The organism is Micromonospora sp. DT15 (assembly GCF_049841475.1).
Taxonomy (GTDB): Bacteria; Actinomycetota; Actinomycetes; order Mycobacteriales; family Micromonosporaceae; genus Micromonospora.
The window spans coordinates 181,167-195,972 of sequence record NZ_JBNCKJ010000004.1 but is presented as its reverse complement, the minus strand read 5'-3'; the positions used below and the strand labels follow the sequence as shown (position 1 = coordinate 195,972).

At 70.9% G+C, this 14,806-nt stretch carries 14 protein-coding genes; 8 read left to right on the top strand and 6 right to left on the bottom strand.

Annotation, left to right across the window (positions count from 1 at the left end):
- Window positions 1-258 precede the first annotated feature (258 nt).
- Window positions 259-753 (top strand): hypothetical protein, encoded by a 495-nt coding sequence (locus ACLQ3F_RS11135; protein WP_425848437.1) that lies wholly within the window; start codon window positions 259-261, stop codon window positions 751-753.
- A gap of 44 nt (window positions 754-797) precedes the next feature.
- Here ACLQ3F_RS11135 and ACLQ3F_RS11130 read toward each other — a convergent pair whose 3' ends face one another.
- A complete protein-coding gene (locus tag ACLQ3F_RS11130) occupies window positions 798-2,249 on the bottom strand; it encodes an NYN domain-containing protein (RefSeq protein WP_357205492.1) in 1,452 nt (483 codons plus the stop codon).
- Window positions 2,250-2,376: 127 nt separating this feature from the next.
- Here ACLQ3F_RS11130 and ACLQ3F_RS11125 point away from each other — a divergent pair, with 127 nt between their 5' ends.
- From ACLQ3F_RS11125 to ACLQ3F_RS11105, 5 genes are all read left to right on the top strand, one after another.
- A complete protein-coding gene (locus tag ACLQ3F_RS11125; RefSeq protein WP_357259676.1) occupies window positions 2,377-4,131 on the top strand; it encodes a DEDD exonuclease domain-containing protein in 1,755 nt (584 codons plus the stop codon).
- Window positions 4,132-4,257: 126 nt separating this feature from the next.
- Entirely contained in the window at window positions 4,258-6,051 is a 1,794-nt protein-coding gene (locus ACLQ3F_RS11120) for a RelA/SpoT family protein (RefSeq protein WP_357205509.1), read from the top strand.
- A gap of 53 nt (window positions 6,052-6,104) precedes the next feature.
- On the top strand, window positions 6,105-6,647 hold the full coding sequence (locus ACLQ3F_RS11115; protein ID WP_357259679.1) for an NUDIX hydrolase: 543 nt from the start codon (window positions 6,105-6,107) through the stop codon (window positions 6,645-6,647).
- On the top strand, window positions 6,644-7,513 hold the full coding sequence (locus ACLQ3F_RS11110) for a nucleotidyltransferase family protein (protein WP_425848434.1): 870 nt from the start codon (window positions 6,644-6,646) through the stop codon (window positions 7,511-7,513). Before ACLQ3F_RS11115 ends, ACLQ3F_RS11110 begins: the two co-directional genes overlap by 4 nt.
- Before the next feature lie 109 nt (window positions 7,514-7,622).
- Entirely contained in the window at window positions 7,623-7,910 is a 288-nt protein-coding gene (locus ACLQ3F_RS11105) for an Lrp/AsnC family transcriptional regulator (RefSeq protein ID WP_124772802.1), read from the top strand.
- 105 nt (window positions 7,911-8,015) lie between these two features.
- On the opposite strand, the gene ACLQ3F_RS11100 is transcribed toward ACLQ3F_RS11105, so the two are convergent.
- The 5 genes from ACLQ3F_RS11100 to ACLQ3F_RS11080 form a co-directional block, all read right to left on the bottom strand.
- A complete protein-coding gene (locus ACLQ3F_RS11100; protein ID WP_357230635.1) occupies window positions 8,016-8,708 on the bottom strand; it encodes a DUF4142 domain-containing protein in 693 nt (230 codons plus the stop codon).
- A gap of 193 nt (window positions 8,709-8,901) precedes the next feature.
- Window positions 8,902-10,533 carry a cytochrome bc1 complex cytochrome b subunit gene (locus tag ACLQ3F_RS11095; protein WP_357259682.1) on the bottom strand — a complete coding sequence of 544 codons (1,632 nt, stop codon included), beginning with the start codon at window positions 10,531-10,533 and terminating at the stop codon, window positions 8,902-8,904.
- Window positions 10,530-11,618 (bottom strand): cytochrome bc1 complex Rieske iron-sulfur subunit, encoded by a 1,089-nt coding sequence (locus tag ACLQ3F_RS11090; RefSeq protein ID WP_357202834.1) that lies wholly within the window; start codon window positions 11,616-11,618, stop codon window positions 10,530-10,532. Before ACLQ3F_RS11090 ends, ACLQ3F_RS11095 begins: the two co-directional genes overlap by 4 nt.
- Window positions 11,619-11,682: 64 nt before the next feature.
- Window positions 11,683-12,519: a cytochrome bc1 complex diheme cytochrome c subunit gene (locus ACLQ3F_RS11085; RefSeq protein ID WP_112671723.1), complete on the bottom strand. Its 837-nt coding sequence runs from the start codon at window positions 12,517-12,519 to the stop codon at window positions 11,683-11,685.
- A 70-nt stretch (window positions 12,520-12,589) separates the two neighbouring features.
- Window positions 12,590-13,189, bottom strand: a complete 600-nt coding sequence (locus tag ACLQ3F_RS11080) for an aa3-type cytochrome oxidase subunit III (RefSeq protein WP_091408043.1) — start codon at window positions 13,187-13,189, stop codon at window positions 12,590-12,592.
- A 108-nt stretch (window positions 13,190-13,297) separates the two neighbouring features.
- Between ACLQ3F_RS11080 and ACLQ3F_RS11075 the strand changes: the two genes are divergently transcribed.
- Together ACLQ3F_RS11075 and ACLQ3F_RS11070 are read left to right on the top strand one after the other, a co-directional pair.
- Complete coding sequence (locus ACLQ3F_RS11075; RefSeq protein WP_425848430.1) at window positions 13,298-14,218, top strand: cytochrome c oxidase assembly protein; 921 nt, start codon at window positions 13,298-13,300, stop codon at window positions 14,216-14,218.
- Window positions 14,219-14,321: 103 nt separating this feature from the next.
- A complete protein-coding gene (locus tag ACLQ3F_RS11070) occupies window positions 14,322-14,717 on the top strand; it encodes a hypothetical protein (protein WP_091407513.1) in 396 nt (131 codons plus the stop codon).
- Window positions 14,718-14,806 lie beyond the last annotated feature (89 nt).

Sequence of the window (14,806 nt, the reverse complement as noted above, 5' to 3'; positions counted from 1 at the left end):
GATCGGCTCGCGGCGCACGGGCGACTCCTTTTGTCGCCGACCGGGCACCGTCGGTGACATCGACACTAGCCACCGGGTACGACAGCAACCCGATCCGACCGCCTGTTTCAGGGCTAGATCCACTCCAGATCAGCGATATCGGGGTATCCCACCCGACCGGGAGGAACTCATGCCGACCGAGCGAAGGAGAGGCATCGTTTGGCCGACCGACCACCCGGGCACTGGGCGACCGTGGCCGATCTCGATGCTTCGTCAGTCGTGGAGTTCCGGTACTCCCCGCGCCGACATCGCCTCGCCATGGTTCTCGCCGTGCTGGTCGGCGCGGCTCTCCTCACCTTCTACACGGTGGTGTTCGACGAGGCGTGGTGGAAGGTGCTGCTGCGCTTCGGCATGATCGGCGGCTGCGTCGCGCTGACCACCAACTGGCAGCTGCGCCATCAGCCTCGCCTGCCGCTGCGGTTGACCGACGAAACGCTGCACCTGAGCGGACCGAAGGGGACCACACTCAGCATCGACTGGGTCAACGTCGCCAGCGCCCAGGTGCGGGGACGCCTGGATCCGCGGCTGGTGGTCGTGACCCTCGACCCGCAGCAGACTCGTCCGCCCATGCGAGCCGGACAGTGGTCGACTCCCGGACGCGGCCCCTACGAGCTGGTCGTCCGGCTCACCTGGATGGAGCCGCGCACCGACGCACTGCGTCGCGAGCTGACCCGGCGACTACCGGCCACCGGACAGCGGCCCGAGCGGCAGTGAGGGCCAGGTGGCCACGCAGCGGTGCGGCAGCAGGACGTGTCCCCTCAGGAGCGGGCGAGCCGCCGCAGCAGCGAGTCCGCGCCCAGCGGGTACGCGCCGTGGCGGCGTACCCCGTCGGCGACCTCGCGGTCCGACGAGACCACGACCACCGGCCGGCCCGCCGGCTCGGCACGGACCAGTCGCCGGATCAGCTCGTCGGCGGTCTCACCCTTGCGGGAGAAGAGCACCCGTACGCCGCGCGGCGCGGGCGGCAGCCCGTGCATCCGCTCGGCGCCGTCGAAGACCACAGTGACCTCGTCGCCGGTCTGCGCGGCGATCCCGCCCAGCCCGGTGATCAGGCGTTTGCGCTGCTGCTCCAGGGACATCTCGCCGAAGCCACGCTTGGTGACGTTGTAGCCGTCCACCACCAGGTGCGCCCGGGGCAGGGCGAGCAACTGGTCGAGCCGGGCCGGGTCGTCGGTGTCGCGGGCGCGGGCGGCGGGGCCGGCCGGGGCGGTGCCCGGCTGCTCGGCGAACGCGTCGGCGACGAAGTCGGCCGGGAGTTTGTCCACCGGGTCGAGCGCCAGCTCCCGGCGCAGCCCGACGGCGGCCTGGCCGATGGTCTCCAGGAGCAGCCAGAGCCGGGCGTCGTCGACCGAGCGCGCCTCCTTGGCGCTGGCGCGGGCCACCCCGGCGGAGGCCTCGGCCTCGGCCAGCCGGGCCCGGGCGCGACGGAGTTCGGCGTCCACGTCGGCGCTGGCGCGGGCCGCCCGGCCGCGCTCGGTGGCCAACAGCTCGGTGGCCTTGCGCTCGCGGGCCTGGGTCTCGCGCAGGGTGCGGGCCACCTGTCGGGACTCCTCGCGGAGCTGACCCAGCTCCTCCCGGACGCGGGCCAACTCGTCGCGCAGCTTCTCGGCCTCGACCCGGGCCACCGCGCGGTCGTGCTCGGCCCGGGTTGCCCGCTGCTCGGCCTCGCGGACCAACTCGGCGACGACGGCGCTGTCCGCCTCGGCGCGCACTGCCGCGCCGCTGGCGTCGATCAGCTCCCGCCAGCCACGGGGCCGGGCCAGGTAGGCCAGCGCGGCCACCTCGACCGGGTCGGCGGCGGCCGGCGCGGTGCCCTCGACCACCGCCGCACCGAGGTCACCGGCGTCGGCCAGGACCCGCGCGGTGACCCGCTGCCGGAACAGCGGGTCGGCGGTGAGCTGGGCGGCGATGACGGGCGCGCCGAGCCGGGCGCGTCGGTTGGGGGCGAACTTGGCAACCCGGCGCAAGGGCACCGGGACCTCGTCGGTGGGGAGGGTGGGCAGCACCGCGGCGGTCAGCGTCACGATCCGCTGCCGGACCGGCTCGGGCAGGGTCGGCTCCGGCTCGGCGGCGGGGCCGTCGACCATTGTCGGATCCGATGCGTCCAATGTGCCGTTGACTACGTTGTCGTCCGGGTTGCCCACAGCACCGTCGAGCGCGACCGGATCCTCCTGCGGGAGGTGGTCGTCGTACGGCTCGGTGAGGGGCATGTGGCAAGTCTCCCACCGCGACCGGGCCCACCGCCCGGTGAGTGAGCCGATCTCTCATCCTAGCCCCATGGTGACTGATGGGACGGCTGCGACGGGAGTGTCGGACCGGGGCGCTAGCGTGCCGCCGATGGCACAGGCGGAGTACGTCCAGGAGTCACTGGCCGGTCTCGACCCGGCGGTGGGCGGGGTGGACCCGGCGCTGCCGCTCTACGCGACGACCTTCGTGGTGGTCGACCTGGAAACCACCGGCGGCGCGCCGGACGGCGGCGGCATCACCGAGATCGGCGCGGTCAAGGTGCGCGGTGGCGAGCAGTTGGGGGTGCTGGCGACCCTGGTCAACCCGGGCCAGCCGATTCCGCCGTTCATCACGGTGCTGACCGGCATCACCCAGGCCATGCTGGTGCCGGCGCCACCGATCGAGCAGGTGCTGCCGAGCTTCCTGGAGTTCATCGACGACGCGGTGCTGGTGGCCCACAACGCCCCGTACGACGTGGGCTTCCTCAAGGCCGCCTGCGCGAAGCACGGTTACCGCTGGCCCAACCCCCGGGTCCTGGACACCGCAGCACTCGCCCGCCGGGTGCTGACCCGCGACGAGGTGCCCAACCGCAAGCTCGGCACCCTGGCCGCCTACTTCCGCACCGCCACCCAGCCCACCCACCGGGCGTTGGACGACGCGAAGGCCACCGTCGACGTGCTGCACGGGCTGATCGGCCGGCTCGGCGGGCACCGGGTGGACACGATCGGCGACGCCATCGAGTTCGCCCGCGCGGTCACCCCGACCCAGCGCCGCAAGCGGCACCTGGCCGAAGGGTTGCCCAAGGTTCCCGGGGTCTACATCTTCCGGGCCGCCGACGACCGGCCGCTCTACGTGGGCACCTCCGTCGACATCGCCACCCGGGTGCGCAGCTACTTCACCGCCGGCGAGAAGCGCGCCCGAATCTCGGAGATGCTGGGCGCGGCCGAACGGGTCGAGGCGGTGGAGTGCGCCCACTCGTTGGAGGCGGAGGTCCGTGAGCTGCGGTTGATCGCCGCGCACGCCCCGCCGTACAACCGCCGGTCCAAATACCCGGAACGGATGGTCTGGCTCAAGCTGACCGACGGTCCGTACCCTCGATTGTCGATCGTCCGCGACCTCTCCCCCACCGACACCGCGTACCTCGGGCCGTTCACCTCCCGACGAGCCGCCGAGCTGGCCGCCGCCGGTTTCCACGACGCGGTGCCACTGCGCCAGTGCACGCACCGGCTCTCGCTGCGCACCGTCACGCCGGCCTGCGCGCTGGCCGAGCTGGGTCGCTGCCCGGCGCCCTGCGAACACAAGATCACCCCCGAGGAGTACGACGACAGCGCCGCCGCGCCCTTCCGCACCGCGACGGCCAGCGACCCTCAGCCGGTGGTGGACGCGCTGCTCGCGCGGATCGACGTGCTCTCGGCCGACCAGCGCTACGAGGAGGCCGCCGTTGTGCGGTCCCGGCTGGCCGCGGTGCTGCGCGCCACGGTGCGGATGCAGCGGCTGGCCGCGCTGACCGGGATCGTCGAGTTGGCCGCGGCCCGACCGGCCGCCCGGGGCGGCTGGGAGTTGGCGTTGGTCCGGCACGGCCGACTGGCCGGTGCGGGGGTGTCCCCGCCGGGCGTGCACCCGCGTCCCACGTTGACCACGATCCGGGCCACCGCCGAGACGGTGTCCGGCGGGCACGGTCCGGTGCCGGCGGCGACCGCCGAAGAGTCCGAGCGCATCCTGTCCTGGTTGGAGCGACCGGAGACCCGACTCGTCGAGATGTCCTCCGGTTGGTCCTCCCCGGCGAGTGGCGCGGCCCGGTTCCGTGACCTGCTGGCGAAGGCCGAGGGCGGCGCGTCCCACCAACTCTCGACCGAACGCTCATGACCAACTGACCGATCGGACTACGTCGACTCGCTTAGGCTGTTAGAGAAGTGCAGTCCTGCCCGATTCGTGGGCCTGCTCCCCCGCCGGGATCCGGCGGTGTGGAGCCGGGGTGAGGAGGTGTCCCTCGTGGACGTCGACGCCGGACACGGCGCCGCCCTGGGGGGCGCCCTGCCGACACAACCGGGTGAGCTGCCGCTCGCCCGCCGGCTGCGGTCGCTGCTCAGCTGGCCGACCACCGACTCGGACCCGGTCACCCAACTGGTCCGCACCCACCGGGGCATCCACGCCGGCACCGACCCCGCGGTGCTGCGCCGTGCCTACACGATCGCGGAAAACATGCACCGCGGGCAGTTCCGCAAGAGCGGGGAACCGTACATCACCCACCCCCTCGCGGTGGCGCAGATCTGCGCCGAGCTGGGGATGGACACCACCACCCTGGTCGCGGCGCTGCTGCACGACACCGTGGAGGACACCCGCTACACCCTCCAGGCGCTCTCCGAGGACTTCGGCGGCGAGGTGGCCCACCTGGTCGACGGGGTGACCAAGTTCGACAAGGCGTTCTACGGCAAGGCCGCCGAGGCGGAGACGGTCCGCAAGATGATCGTCGCGGCCGCCAAGGACGTCCGGGTGCTGATCATCAAACTGGCCGACCGGCTGCACAACATGCGGACGCTCGGGGTGCGCTCCGCGTCGTCGCGGGAACGGATCGCCCGCAAGACCCAGGAGGTGCTCGTCCCGCTCTGTGACCGGCTGGGCATCCAGACCCTCAAACGCGAGCTGGACGACGTGGTGCTGCTGCACCTCGAGCCCGACGAGCACGCCCGGCTGGCCCGGCACGTGCACGATCGGCCGGGTTGGGATTCGTACCTCGACTCGGTGGTCACCCGGGCCCGGGTGGCGCTGCGCCGCAGCCGGGTCGACGCCGAGGTGAGCCCCCGTCCCCGGCACCTCTACTCGATCTGGAAGGACACCATCGCCGGCGGCCACACCGCCCCGTACGACCTGCCCCGCATCGTGGTGGTGGTCGACGGCCCGGCCACCGACTGTTACGCCGCGCTGGGCGCGATCCACGGCACCTGGCGACCGGTACCCGGCCGCTTCAAGGACTTCATCGCCTCGCCGAAGAACAACCTCTACCGTTCGCTGCACACCAGCGTCTGCGGCCCCCAGGACCGCACCGTGGAGGTGCTGATCCGCACCGAGGAGATGCACCGCTCGGCCGAGTACGGCATCGCCGCCGACTTCCGTTTCCCCAGCTCCGGCAGCAGCACCGCAGCGGCCCGTGCCGAGCAGCTGGACTGGCTGCGCCGGGTGCTCGACTGGGAGCCGGACGCCGCCGACCCGGCACAGTTCTACGAGTCGCTGCGCTGCGACCTGGCCGAGGGGCAGATCCAGGTCTTCGCCGACGGGCGGCAGGTCGTGCTGCCGGCCGGTGCCACGCCTGTCGACCTCGCGTACGAGCTGGGCAACGACCGGGGCGACCACTGCCTGGCCGCACGCATCAACGGTCGGCTGGCCCCGCTCAGTTCGGAGCTGGACGAGGGCGACGTGGTGGAGATCTTCACCGAGAACGACGGCGACAACGGCTTCGAGGCCGGTGTGGCGCCGCGCGGTCCCCGGCGGGAGTGGCTGACCTTCGTCAAGTCGCCGCACGCGCAGATGCAGATCAACAGATGGTTCGCCGAGCACACCGAGCCGGGCATCACGATCAGCGACAAGGTGCGGCTCGGTCGGGCCACCATCGGGCTCGCCCTGCGCCAGCACAACCGGGGCCTCGCCAGTGACCTGCCGTTACTGCGCCTCTCCGAGGAGTTGGGCTACCCCGACCTGGAAACCCTGTTGGTCGCGGTCTTCGACCGGGTGATCGAACCGGACACCGTGGTCCGCCAGCTCATCGACCTGGTCGACCATCGACAGTGACCCGGCCGGCCCCAGCGCGTACGAAGGACATTCGTGACCACTAGCCTGGGGTCATGATCCCCCGCTCCCGCGCCACCGCTCGGGCCCTCTTCTACCAGGCCTTCTACCGGCTGCCGCTGCCGGTGCGTCGGCGCCTGGTCCGGTTGGCGGTGCCCAAGTACATCGTCGGCGCGGTGACCCTGGTCCGGGACACGGAGGCGACGGGCGCGGGTCGGTTGCTCATGCTCCGCCAGCCTCCCGGCAAGGGTTGGTCACTCCCCGCCGGCCTGCTCAACCGGGGTGAGGCCCCGGTGGTGGGCGCGGCCCGTGAGCTGTTCGAGGAGTCCGGCGTCCGGCTTCCACCGTCCCGGCTGCGCCCGGCGGTGCCGAACGCGATAGTGCACGCCAAGGGCTGGGTGGACATGGTCTTCGAGGCCGACGTGCCGGCGTCCAGCACCCAGCTGACCGTCGACGGCGGGGAGGTCTTCGAGGCCGCCTGGCACCCCCTGGACGACCTGCCCAAGCTGACCTGGCCGACGGCCCGGCTGCTCGCCTACTACGACATCGGGCCACTCGCCGGGCAGTTCCCGCCGCCGGTGCCCGACGAGACCCCGTGACCGGCGCGGTCGGTGTGCCGGCCGAGCTGTGCGCGGTGGTGCTGGCCGCCGGCGAGGGCACGCGGCTGCGCCCGCTCACCGAACGGCTGCCCAAGGCGCTCTGCCCGGTGGGCAACGTGCCCCTGCTGGATCGGGCGTTGGCGCGGCTGGCCGGCCTGGGCCTGACCGGTCCCGACCGGGTCGCTGTGAACGCCTGCTACCTCGGCGACCAGGTGGTGGCGCACGTCGGCGACCGCGCACACCTGTCGGTGGAGCCGGGCGACCCGCTGGGCACCGCCGGCGGGGTGGCCAACCTGCGGGACTGGATCGACGGGCGTCCGGTGCTGGTCGGCAACGCCGACGCGTACCTCGCCGACCCGGCTGCTCCCCCGGGCCCGGACGTGGCCGCCCTGCTCGACGGCTGGGACGGGCACACCGTACGCCTGCTCGGCCAGCCCGCCGCGGACCCGGCGGCGCCGGGCACCTTCGCCGGGCACTGCTTCACCGGCTTCTCGCTGCTGCCCTGGCGGCTGGTCCGGGACCTGCCGGTCGTCTTCTCGGACCTGGTTCGCGCCGTGTGGCGTCCGGCCGAGGCCGCGGGCGCCCTGACCGTGGTGTCCTACCCGGGCACCTTCTTCGACACCGGCACCCCGGCCGACTATTTGGCGGCCAACCTGCACGCCGCGGCCGGCGGCGTTCTCGTCGAGGAGTCCGCGACGGTGACCGGCCACTGCGTGGAGTCGGTCGTCGGCGCGGGAGCGCGGGTGGACGGTGACGTGTCCCGCACCGTGGTGTGGCCGGGCGCGACAGTGCGGGCCGGCGAGCGGCTGCGAAACGTGATCCGGGCCGGCAGCGACCTGACCGTGCCCTGCCCCGCCCAAGGCTGAGCACCGACGGCTCCCGCCTCCCGTCCCGGACCGGAACATGCTCCCGCCTCCGGTCCCGGACCGGAACATCTAGCATGGGCGACGACGCCGACGAACGGAGAAATGCCCCGTGATCACCGCGATCGTGCTGATCGACTGCGCCACCGACGCGATCCCCGAGGTGGCGGAGAACCTGGCCAACCTTCCCGGTGTCAGCGAGGTCTACTCGGTGGCCGGGCACGTCGACCTCATCGCCATCGTCCGGGTCCGCGAGTTCGACCAGATCGCCCAGGTCATCGCGGGCAGCATCTCCAAGGTCCCGGGGGTGCTCAACACCGAGTCCCACATCGCCTTCCGGGCGTACTCCCAGCACGACCTGGAGGAGACGTTCGCGATCGGTCTGGCCAGCGCCGACTGACCCGCTCGCCGTTTTGGGGCCGGTGCCGCCCGCAGGGCGGCGCGTGGCGCGCACAGGGCGGCCGGCCCACCGCGAGGGTGGGCCGGCCGTCTGCTTGTGGCTACGTCAGCTCTCGCTGGGAGCCGGTACCTCGGTGCTGCCACCGCCCGGAGCCGGCGACTCGGTGCCGGTGCCACCCGGAGCCGGCGACTCGGTGACAGTGCCACCCGGAGCCGGCGACTCGGTGCCGGTGCCGCCCGGGCTGGGCGTGCCGCTGGCGCTGGTCTGCGGAACCGGGATGCCCAGCTTGTTCGCGAGCGCCACCAACTCGTCGTAGTGCGTCTGGAGCGTCGGAAGCGCCGTCTGCGCCAACTGGACCACCGACTGCTCGGAGCCCTGCGAGATCTCCGTCTGGGTGGCCTGGATGGCCTGGACGTGACCGGCCAGCTCACTGGTCACCCAGAGCCGGTCGAACTCCGCGCCGCTGGCGTTGTTCAGCTTGTCGATGACCGCCTGCTGATCGGCGCTGGGCTCGTTCGGCAGTTCCACCCCGAGCTGCGACGCGGTCTGCTGCACCGTCTGGTCGAGCTGGGTGTGGTCGGTCTTCAGCATCGCGCCCAGGTCCTTGACCCCCTGGTCGTGACCCTTCTGCTGAGCCAGGTCACCAGCGGTGATCTCGAACAGGTTGACCTGGTGTACCGCCTGCAGGTACTGGGTGTCCTGCGTTGACGGCTGTGCCGCGGCCTGCGCGGCCGCGGCCGGCGCGACACCGACAAGTACCAGCGCGGCCAACAGGCCGAGGCGTTTGATACCCAACATGCTTCCCCCCCTTGAGACGTTGGACCGCACGCATACCCGGCTCACCGGGGTTATTCCTGCGATCGCCCGTCGCGCGGCGTCGACCGGTCCCGTCAGAGCCGTCCGACTCCTGGCCGGATGGGTCGGGAGGTGTGGATACGAAGGGGCGCCCGCCGGAATCCGGCGGGCGCCCCTTAACGGTGTGACTGGGCGGTCAGCGGCGGCTCTCGCCGCTGCCGATCTCCTCGCGCTCGGGTCGGGCCTCGACCGGCGGGTGCCCCGGCGAGACCGGTGCCTCGACCGGCTTCTCGATCGGGTAGAAGAAGCCCCGGATGGCCGGGCCGAGGGCCCCCAGCCGGTTCATCTTCTTGGGTACGACCCAGCCGACGTAGTCGAGTTGGCCGTGACCGTCCGCGTGCCCGTTGGACGCGCTGAGCGGCTGGTGCACCTCGACGAACCGGCCGTCCGGCAGGCGCCGGATGATGCCGGTCTCCACGCCGTGCGCGAGCACCTCCCGGTCGTGCTGCTGGAGACCCAGGCAGAGCCGGTAGGTGACGTAGTACGCCAGCGGCGGGACCACCAGCAGGCCGATGCGGCCCGCCCAGGTCATCGCGTTCAAGCTGATCTGGAACTTGTCAGCGATCACGTCGTTGGCGCCGGAGAGCGTCAGCACGATGTAGAACGAGACGGCCATGGCACCGACGGCGGTCCGGGCCGGAGCGTCCCGAGGCCGTTGGAGCAGGTTGTGGCTCTTGCGGTCCTTGAGGTGCCGGGCTTCGAGGAACGGGTACATCGTCGACAGGCCCACCAGGATGCCGGGCAGCACGACAGTCGGCCAGAACAGCGGCGGGATGACGTACCCGTCGCCGAGCGGGATGTTGATTTCCCAGGCCGGCATGAGTCGGGTCGACCCGTCGAGGAACATGACGTACCAGTCGGGCTGGCTGGCGGCCGAGACCACCCACGCCTCGTACGGGCCGAACAACCAGATCGGGTTGATCTGGAACAGACCGCCCATCAGCGCGATAACGCCGAAGACGACCATGAAGAAGCCGCCCTGCTTCAGCGCGTACCGCGGGAACATCCGCTCGCCGACCACGTTGTTGTTGGTCCGGCCAGGGCCGGGCCACTGGGTGTGCTTCTGCTTGAAGACCAGACCCAGGTGGACGCTGATCAGCGCGACCAGCAGACCCGGGATGAGCAGCACGTGGGCGATGAAGAACCGGCTGATGATGATCGTGCCGGGGAACTCGCCGCCGAAGATCGACGAGGTGACCCAGGAGCCGACGACCGGGATGGACAGCATGATCGCCGAGGCGATCCGCAGACCGGTGCCGGACAGGCCGTCGTCCGGCAGCGAGTAGCCGCTGAAGCCGGCCAGGAAGCCCACCCAGAACAGCAGCGAACCGATGATCCAGTTGGTCTCACGCGGCTTGCGGAAGGCGCCGGTGAAGAAGACCCGCAGCATGTGCACGACGATCGCGGCCATGAACAGCAGCGCCGACCAGTGGTGCATCTGCCGCATCACCAGACCGCCCCGGACATCGAACGAGATGTCCAGGCTGGAGGCGTACGCGGCGGACATCGGGGTGCCCTGCAACGGCGCGTAGCTGCCGTCGTAGACCACCTCGGTCATCGCCGGCTCGAAGAAGAAGGTGAGGAACACACCGGTCAGCAGCAGCACGACGAACGAGAACAGCGCGATCTCGCCGAGCAGGAAGGACCAGTGGTCCGGGAAGACCTTGTTCAGCAGCTTGCGCAGCGGGGTGGCCACCTGGAAACGGTCGTCCACTCCCACCGCTGCCTTGCCCGGCGTCGCCGCAAGGTCAAACTTTCGACGCTTCATGGCCGCTCCCAGAAATCAGGCCCGACGGTCTCGGTGAAGTCGGACTTCGCCACGAAGAAGCCCTCGGAGTCCACCTCGATCGGCAGCTGCGGCAGCCGCCGGCTGGCGGGGCCGAAGACTGGCCGGGCGTTGTCGGTGATCAGGAACTGGGACTGGTGGCACGGGCAGAGCAGCCGGTTGGTCTGCTGCTCGTACAGGCTGGCCGGGCATCCCGCGTGCGTGCAGATCTTGGAGAACGCCGCGTAGTTGCCCCACATGTAGTCACCATGACCAACCTTCTCGTTGGCCCGGCGCGACTCCTGCGCGTCCGAGTCGCGGAGGTGGATCAGCAGCGTCGGCGAGTCGGCGTGCTTGTTGCTCACGCCGTGGTCGATGCCGGGGAAGACGGTCAGCTGCCCACCGGTGCTGATGTCCGCCGGGCGGATCGGCCGGCCGTCCTCGCGGACCAGGCGGATCCGCTGGCCGCCCTCGGGCGTGGCGAACCCGGTGGTGAACATCTGGTTGTTCTTGTGCGGCTGCGAGATCAGGCCGCCGACCAGCGGCGCCGCGGCGACCGCGGCGACCGGCGCGAGGCCGGCCAGCAGCGAGATGCCGAGCAGGGGGCGACGCTTCACGCCCAGCTCGTCCGCCATGTAGAGCATGGTCTGGCCGGTGATGGTGCGGCCTTCGGAGTCCACCTGGCCCTCGTGCCGGTCCTGGATCGAGACCTCCTTGGGCAGCAACTTCTTGCCCCAGGTCAGGATGCCGAAGCCGACAGCGAGCAGGGCTACGCCGAGGGTGAAGCCGAGCAGGGGGGTGTAGAACTTGTCGCCGCCCCGGCCCGCCTCGTACTGCCACGGCCACCAGATGTAGATGGCCAGGAAGGCGGTCGCGGCCAGGCCGGTGATCAGGAAGAAGCCGGCGACCACCCGGGTCAGCCGACGCTCCGCCTTGGTGCCCGGCAGCACCTGCGGCTCGTAGTGGACGATCTCGATGTCGTCCCGACGAGCGCCCTCACGAACGATGTCGAACCGGGTGAGCCTGGGGTCGTTCACGTCGAGCGGCTCCGGGCCCTGTGAGGCCTGGTGCTCGGGGTGGGTGCTCATGCCGTCACCTCGCTACGGGTGGCGCCGAGCGGCACCACAGCACTGAATCGGATGGCCTGCTCGATCACGACTTACCCGCGATCCACAGGCTGGCGAAGACGAGCGCGACGATGCCGATCAGGAAGATCGCCAAACCCTCGGTGGACGGGCCGTACCGTCCGAGGTTGAACCCACCCGGGTCCTGGTCGTGCTTCAGCGTCTCCTGGATGTAGGCGATGATGTCGGCCTTCTGCTCCGGCCGGAGCTGGTTGTCGCCGAACACCGGCATGTTCTGCGGGCCGCTCAACATCGCCGCGTAGATCTGGCGGTCGGTCGCGGGGTGCAGGCTCGGGGCGAACTTGCCCGAGGAGAGCGCACCACCGCCGCCACCGAAGGCGTGGCACTGCGAGCAGTTGATCCGGAACAGCTCACCGCCGGCGGCGATGTTGCCGTCCTCGCGGAGGTCGTCGCCCTCGGGCACGACCGGGCCGCCGCCAAGCTCCTGGATGTACTGGGCCAGCTGACGGGTCTGCTCGTCGGTGAAGACCGGGGGCTTGCGGTGCGCCTGGGCCTCCTGGCGGGCCAGCGGCATCCGCCCGGAGCTGACCTGGAACTCGACCGATGCCGCGCCGACGCCGATCAGGCTCGGCCCGCGGCCCTCGACGCCCTGGGCGTTGCGGCCGTGGCAGGTCACGCAGCTCACGTCGAACAGCGCCTTGCCCTCGGCGGCGGCGCCGGTCAGCTGCGGGTTGTCCTGCGCCTGGGCGCCCGGGGCGAAGACGGTGTACGCGCCACCGGCGAGCATCAACGCGGCGATCAGCCGGACCGCGGCGCCCAGCCGGCGGCGGCCCCTGCTGCGCGCGGCGGGCCGCTCGCGCAACCGCGCGAGCAGACCGCGTCGGCGGTCGTTGTCAGAAGTCATGAGCGGTGTCCTTAACCGGTTGGACCTGTCTCAGGGGACGGAGCAGCAGCGCGGAGTGTGACGCGCAAGATCACTGGAGCCAGTAGATCATGGCGTACAGCCCGATCCACACGACGTCGACGAAGTGCCAGTAGTACGACACGACGATCGCCGAGGTCGCCTGCGCCGGAGTGAACCGGCCCATGGTCGTACGGACCATGAAGATGATGAAGGCGATCAGACCTCCGGTCACGTGCAGGCCGTGGAAGCCGGTGGTCAGGTAGAACACCGACCCGTACCCGTCTCCGTTGATCTTGATGCCGTCGGCGACCAGGTGCCGGTACTCGTTCAGCTGGCCGAGGACGAAGATCAGGCCCATCACGAAGGTGACGGTGAACCAGCGCCGCAGCGCGTGCACGTCACCCTTTTCCGCCGCGAAGACGCCGAGCTGGCACGTCACCGAGGACAGCACCAGGATCACCGTGAAGGTGGTCGCGTACGGGATGTTCAGCGCTTCGGTGTGCTTCTCCCATTGCTCCGGCGCAGCCGCGCGGATGGAGAAGTACATCGCGAACAACGCCGCGAAGAACATGAGTTCACTGGAGAGCCACACGATCGTCCCGACGCTGACCATGTTTGGTCGGGTCAGAGAGTGGATCCGGCTCTTGTCAATGGCTGGGGCCGCAGTCACGCCGTCATTATTGCCCCTGACCGGGGCCGCCGATCAGCGGGGTGGCAAACCTGCGCCTTCCGTGGCCCGAGCGTCAGGGTCCGGTTCGCCTGGCCTAGCCTGAAAAGCGTGCTGCACGTCGATCCGATCTTCGCCGCCACCTCGGCCCCGCCGCCGTTCACCGTCGGCGCGGTGCTGACCGAGACCCGGCTGGACAGCTGGCTGGCCCTCGGCCTGGTGCTCGCCGCCGGCCTGTACCTCTACGGGGTGTACCGGCTGCGCCTACGCGGCGACCGCTGGCCGATCACCCGTACCGTGTTCTTCCTCGGCCCCGGCCTGGGTGGCATCGCGCTCGTCACGGTCAGCGGACTGCACGCGTACGACACCGCGCTGCTGTCCGTGCACATGATCCAGCACATGGTGCTGTCCATGGTGGCGCCGATCTTCCTGGCCCTGGGCGCACCGATGACCCTGGCCCTGCGCACCCTGCCGGTCGGGCCGCGCAAGCGCCTGCTCGCGATCGTGCACAGCCGTGTCGCCCGGGTCTACAGCTTCCCGCTGGTGGCGTTCGCCATCTTCGTGGTCAACCCGTTCGTGCTGTACTTCAGTGACCTGTACCGCTACACCCTCGAACACGCCTGGGCGCACGAGCTGGTGCACGCGCACTTCATCATGACCGGCTGCGTGTTCTTCTGGCCGCTGCTCGGCCTCGACCCGCTGCCCGGCCGCTGGCCGTACCCGGCGCGTGCGCTGCTGATGCTGCTCTCCGTGCCGTTCCACACAGTGCTCGGCCTCACCATCATGCAGAGCAGCACGCTCTTCGGCGGCGACTGGTACCCGTCGCTCAACCTCAGTTGGTCCGACCCGTGGCAGGACCAGGTGGTCGCCGGCGGCATCCTCTGGGCCGGTGGCGAATTCGTCAGTGTGACCATGCTCGCGGTACTGGTGGTGCAGTGGGTCAAGCAGTCCGAGCGGGAGGCCCGGCGGGTGGACCGCGAGCTGGACCGCCAGGAGGCCCGCGAACGCGCCGCCGACGCCGCGCCCGCCTGAGCTGCCCGGACGGTACGCCCCGACGCGCGACGTCGGGCGGGATGTCGGCTACGTCACGCCGACCGGTACGATCTGCGGGCAGCTACGAGGTGGGAGTTCCGGCATGACCGATCGTCTTTGCACCGTGTTGCTCTACAGCGACGACCCGCAGGTCCGTGATCGGATGCGGATGGCCGTCGGCACCCGGCCCGCTCCCGGTCTGCAGATCGAGTTCGTCGAGGCGTCGACCTACGCGGAGACCATCCGGCTGGTCGACGACTACGAGATCGACCTGCTGCTGCTCGACGGTGAGGCGAGCCCGGGCGGCGGCATCGGCATCGCCCGGCAGGTCAAGGACGACCGGGACGACGCTCCCCCGACCTGCCTGGTGATCGCCCGCGCCGCGGACCGATGGCTCGCCGCGTACGCCGAGGTCGACGCGACGCTGGTGCACCCGCTCGACCCGGTGACCACCGGCGGCACGGTGGCCGAGCTGCTGCGGACGCACGCACCCGCCTGACGTCCCCCGCTCCTCCGGCACCCCCACGGCGCCGGATCTCGTCGGCGCCGGTTCCAGCCCACCCGCACTTCGCATGCTCGGGAGGCCCG